Origin of the sequence: Clostridium sp. (assembly GCF_032552055.1) — a bacterium.
In the GTDB taxonomy this organism is placed as follows: Bacteria; Bacillota; Clostridia; order Clostridiales; family Clostridiaceae; genus Clostridium.
Window position 1 is genome coordinate 1 of the sequence record NZ_JAWGSV010000366.1, and the last position, 2,167, is coordinate 2,167.

General features: G+C 27.5%; 1 protein-coding gene. It reads right to left on the reverse strand.

Annotated features, from left to right (window positions below):
* Positions 1-138: 138 nt before the first annotated feature.
* The gene (locus tag E6248_RS15570) at positions 139-1,434 is read right to left on the reverse strand and encodes a M18 family aminopeptidase (RefSeq protein WP_316341680.1); all 1,296 of its coding nucleotides are present in this window, start codon (positions 1,432-1,434) and stop codon (positions 139-141) included.
* Between the last annotated feature and the right edge of the window lie 733 nt (positions 1,435-2,167).

The following is a 2,167-nucleotide window of genomic DNA, read 5'->3' on the forward strand; positions in this document are numbered from 1 at the left end:
TATAAAAAATCCTTACAGATTTTTTATAAGTAAATCTTTAAAACAAAAGAGGTTTTGCATTGCAAAACCTCTTCCTTCATTTTTTCATTCCTTCATTCTTTTAATTTTTTCATTTTAAAATGCTTCGCATTTTAAATCTTATGAGTTAAAGAATTCAGTAAATAATTTTACGCTATAAACATTGTCTATTACTGTTGCAAGCTCTCTTATAGAGTGCATTGATAATAATGGTGCTCCCATATCCATAACTGGAATAGTTAATAATGAAGATGTTATTGGACCTATAGTTGTTCCACCTCTAACATCTGATCTATTAAAGAACTTTTGATATGGAACATTTGCAGCACTGCAAAGTCCTTCAAATATTGCAGCATTGTAGCTATCTGTGCTATAACTTCCAGATGCAGCTGTTTTTAAAACTGGTCCATTTCCTAGAACTGGTCTATTAGTTGGATCATGTTTTTCTTCAGCATTTGGATGAACTGCATGAGCTAAGTCTGCTGAAATCATAATTGAATTAGCTAAAGCTCTGTGTAATTCTTCTCTATCTTTTCCTAAAGATAATGCTATTCTTTCTAATATGTTTAATAGAAGTGCTGAGTTTGCTCCTTGAGCTGTTAAGCTTCCTATTTCTTCATTATCCATACAAACCATAACCTTAGTTGACTTGTTAGATTTACTGTCTATTAAAGCTTTTATCCCAGCATAAACCATCCACATATCGTCTAGTCTTCCAGCTGATATAAATTCTTCATTAATTCCAGTTAATGATCCTTTTTCTATTTCATATAATCCTAAATCAAAACCTAGGATACTTTCTGCTTCAACATTTAATTCTTTAGCTATAGCATTTACTAAATAATTGTTTTTCTCAAACTTTTCATTAATTAATGCTATTAAAGGTAATGTATCTTTTTGCTTATTTACTGCAAAACCTTCATTTACACTTCTGTTCATATGAATTGCAACACTTGGTATAATTAATAAAGGCTTATTAATATTTACAAGCTTTACTTCTGGTTTTAAAGGTGATTTTCCTTTTAAAGAAACCTTACCAGCTATACCTAAAGGTCTATCAAACCAAGTATATAAAAGAGGTCCTCCATAAACTTCAGTATTTAGCTTTAAGTATTTTCCTTCAGCAACCATTTCAGGATTTGCCTTAATTCTAAATCCAGGTGAATCTGTATGTCCTCCTATAAGCTTAAATCCATCTTCCTCTAATTCTCCATTACCTACAGTGAAAGCTATAAGCGCTGAATAATTTTTTATAACATAATACTTACCATCTTTTTGTAAGTTCCATTTATCACTTTCTTTTACTTCACTAAATCCATTTGAATCTAATCTTTCTTTTACAGTCTTTACAGAATGATATGCTGTTGGACTTGTATATAAGAAATCAATTAAATCTAAGGCTAATTCTTTTTCCATAGTTATCCTCCTAAATATTACTTTTATATAAGTCATTATAAGTATTCTTTCTTTTATTAATTTATCCCATGGTTACCATTGTTAACACTCCCACCTTCTATAAGTGGGGTTAAACACTGATACGCACCTTGATTAGTTCTTCTAACCTTCATATAGAGTACGGTATTCCTGTACTCTTTGAAAGTGATTCACACAAAATACAAGATTTTGGTTTTCTACTTTTTAAGAAAACTCCACCTTAAGATAAGAATCACTTTATACTTAATACTAATAATATTTACTTATTAACATTATTTTAGCAACTTATATTAAAAATAATTAAAATTTTGATAAGTTTATTATACCATAAATTCCATTTAAATTGATTTCAATTAAATATTTTAGGATGAAATAACTTTTAAATTACATTTCAATAAGTTATCAAACATCATTTATGTTCTGTTTATTACATTATAAAACTATTGTCAAAATATCTTACTTATTAAAAATTCTTTTTGAATAAGTATCAATAACATAATCTAAAGCTGCAATATCTCTTTTCTTCAAATAGACTATAAAGTTTTCACTGTCAACCATAATTCCCTTCCTATAAAATAATTTAACTTTCATATATAGTAACGTAATTACTTATAATAATATTTCACTAATTTAATATTTTCCTATTTTTTCAATTCTATTATAATTGAAACTACTAAACTTTAGTATATAATAAATTTATGGTGCTATATATGAT